1 protein-coding gene and 1 tRNA gene are annotated in these 2568 nt (G+C 62.7%); one reads left to right on the top strand and one right to left on the bottom strand.

All coding sequences use genetic code 11. The features are described 5' to 3' along the window. Window positions 1-227 precede the first annotated feature (227 nt). Window positions 228-2249: a DUF2207 domain-containing protein gene (locus C1878_RS16375; RefSeq protein ID WP_241963800.1), complete on the bottom strand. Its 2022-nt coding sequence runs from the start codon at window positions 2247-2249 to the stop codon at window positions 228-230. A 64-nt stretch (window positions 2250-2313) separates the two neighbouring features. On the opposite strand from C1878_RS16375, the gene C1878_RS16370 reads away from it, so the two are divergent. Next, window positions 2314-2404, top strand: a tRNA-Ser gene (locus C1878_RS16370). Window positions 2405-2568 lie beyond the last annotated feature (164 nt).

Below are 2568 nucleotides of genomic sequence, written 5' to 3'. Positions count from 1 at the left end.
AAGGGCGAAGGGCCATCCGGGGCTGGTCGGCCAGCAACCCCGCAGGGTCAACTCCCATCGTAATCCGCACAGGGGATCAAAGGAAAGAGTTAGACCCAGCAAGAGCTGGGTCTAACTGTAATGGGCGGCACCCTTGCGCTCCGCTCAGGATGTCACGGAGGGCAGCCGAATCGCTCGCTCAGGATGACAACCGTCGACAACCCGAAGCACTCGCTGGGTCGAGCCCCCTACCGCGCGCCGCCGCCTCCGCCGAAGCCGCCGCCTCCGCCGCCGGAGAACCCCCCGCCGAAGCCGCCGCCGCTGGAGAAGTTGCCGCTCGCACCCGAAATCGCAGCCTGCGCGGTGTTCATGGTGTTCGACACGGCCGTGTGCAGCAAGTCGCCCGCCGGAGGCATGACCGCCCCGCCGGTGCCGTGCGTTGGTGCGTACCAGAACCACCACGGCACGTAACCGTAACCGTACGCCATGCCCGCGTCGGGCTCGAACAGCTCGGGCACGCGCGTCTGCAAATCATGCATGACCTGCTTCGCAATGCCGAACAGGTAGGCGTACACCATGAACTCGCCCCACACCTTCACGTCGGTGGGCGGGCGCTCGTCAAGCGACGAGAAGTCGCGCAGCCAGTTGCGCAGCGCCTTGCACTTCGCCACCAGGTTGTTGCCCGCCACGCTGCGGCGCGGCATGTAGTTTCCGATGATGCCCAACGCTATGGCCGTGGGCAGCATGAAGATGAGCGGGATGAAGTTCTCCGTCATGATGCCGATGGCCACGCCGGCCACCGCCACCACGATGGCGAGCGTCACCAGGTACCCTTGGTAACGCTTGCCCTTTGCCTCGAAGAAATCGCAGCGGTTCGTCTCGGCCGAAACGATGCCCTGCCACGTTTTCATGGCGTCGATGAAGTCTTCCGGGTGGTCTTTGCCGTATTGCTGGATCGTGCCGAACCACAGAGAGTCGCGACTGCCGGCGATGGTGTTGAACAGCAGATCGAGCGCATGGCGGTCGATGGGGTTCGTCACCGCGTCGGCCACGGCGGGCACGCGCGTGAGGTAGTAGTCTTCGACCGTTTCAGAGCCGCCGAACTTCTTCGGCTTCTCGTAGCTGCCGCGGTCGATGCGTATGGCCCCCACGTGAGACAGGTGCATGAGCGTGGCAGTGAAGTCGTCTTGGCTCTCGCGATCCCAACGCCACAGCCGCCCGATGACGGCCGGATGCACGTTCGGGCTGGGAACGTCGCGCCAGTACTCGTCGGTGAAATCGGGCTCGTGCTCCTTGCCGTGCCTGAAATAGGACCACAGCGCCCAGGCGATGAGCAGCACGCAGATCACGCCGCAGCCTACAACGAAGGCGAGCGACATCATGCGATTGCGATTGGCCTCGTCGGCCCACGCCTCTTCTTTGGAAAGCACCTCGTCGAGATGGGATTCGTTCTGATGGAGCTTCGCGGCTTCGGCCGAAAGGTTCGTGAGCCACGAGACGGGAAACACGACACGCGCTTCAGCGTACTGCCCGGCGTTCACCTTCGGCACCGTGTACGTGACGCTGCCGTCGGCGTTGATGCTGAGCGACCCGTCGAGGGGGCCATGACCCCAAGCGCGCACGTTATCACCGGGGACCACCTCCACACCCTGCGGCACCGGCAGCGCCAACGTCATCGTGACGTTCTCGGACGCCTCCTCCCATTGGTCGGCGACGTACTTCCAGAGCACCTCGCCCACGTCCTTGTACGCCTGCACGCCGTTCACCACGGTGTAGTCCAACTCGATCATCAGCTTCTCGCTCGACGCGTTGAAGAAGGCGTACACCGTGTTCTTCGGCGCGTCGACGGAATACGCGTCCGTGCCCGGGCCGCCGGAGTCGCGCCACGAGAGCACGAACGGCACGTTGGGCATCGTCTCCCACTCCCCCGTCACGTTGCCGCTCGCGTCCACGTGCGCCATGCGCATGGAGTTCACCTTGAGCTCGGCGTTCTCGGGCAACCCGCTGAACGTCCACCACACGGCCGTGAAGTCGCCGTTGAAGTCGAACGTGCGCTGCTCGACCGCATGCAGCGATCCGTCCGTTTCGGCCTGGGCGGTGATGTCCACCTTCGTCATGTCGTACGATTTCGCGAACGCCGACGCGGGGGATGCGGCCAGCAGCATAACCGCGGCAAGGGCCGCTGCGGCGAGGATCAGCGCGAAGCGCGCCGCGAGGAAGCGGCGGGCGGGCGCAGCTGCGACATTATGAGGATCACTCGTGATTTGCACGGTCAATCTCCTTGCAAGTTCGAGATGGTCACGGTATCATAGCGAATCGCACCTATTATAGCGCGGAGAAGTGACCGAGAGGCCGAAGGTGCTCGCCTGCTAAGTGAGTATACCCCACAAGGGTATCCAGGGTTCGAATCCCTGCTTCTCCGCCATCTACTTGTTATCTACATCCCCATCGGGGATGTTTTATTAATATGAGTAGAACATTGTCAAGAGGCAATAAAGGCTCAGGCCAGAGATTTGCTCCAGCTTGAGCCTATCTATCTTCACTTGATCTCTGATCTCGACAAGCAGTGTCAAACCGACGCTCGTATTC

The organism is Gordonibacter sp. 28C, from assembly GCF_003339845.1.
Classification (GTDB): domain Bacteria; phylum Actinomycetota; class Coriobacteriia; order Coriobacteriales; family Eggerthellaceae; genus Gordonibacter.
This window is presented reverse-complemented; position numbering and strand designations above follow the sequence as displayed.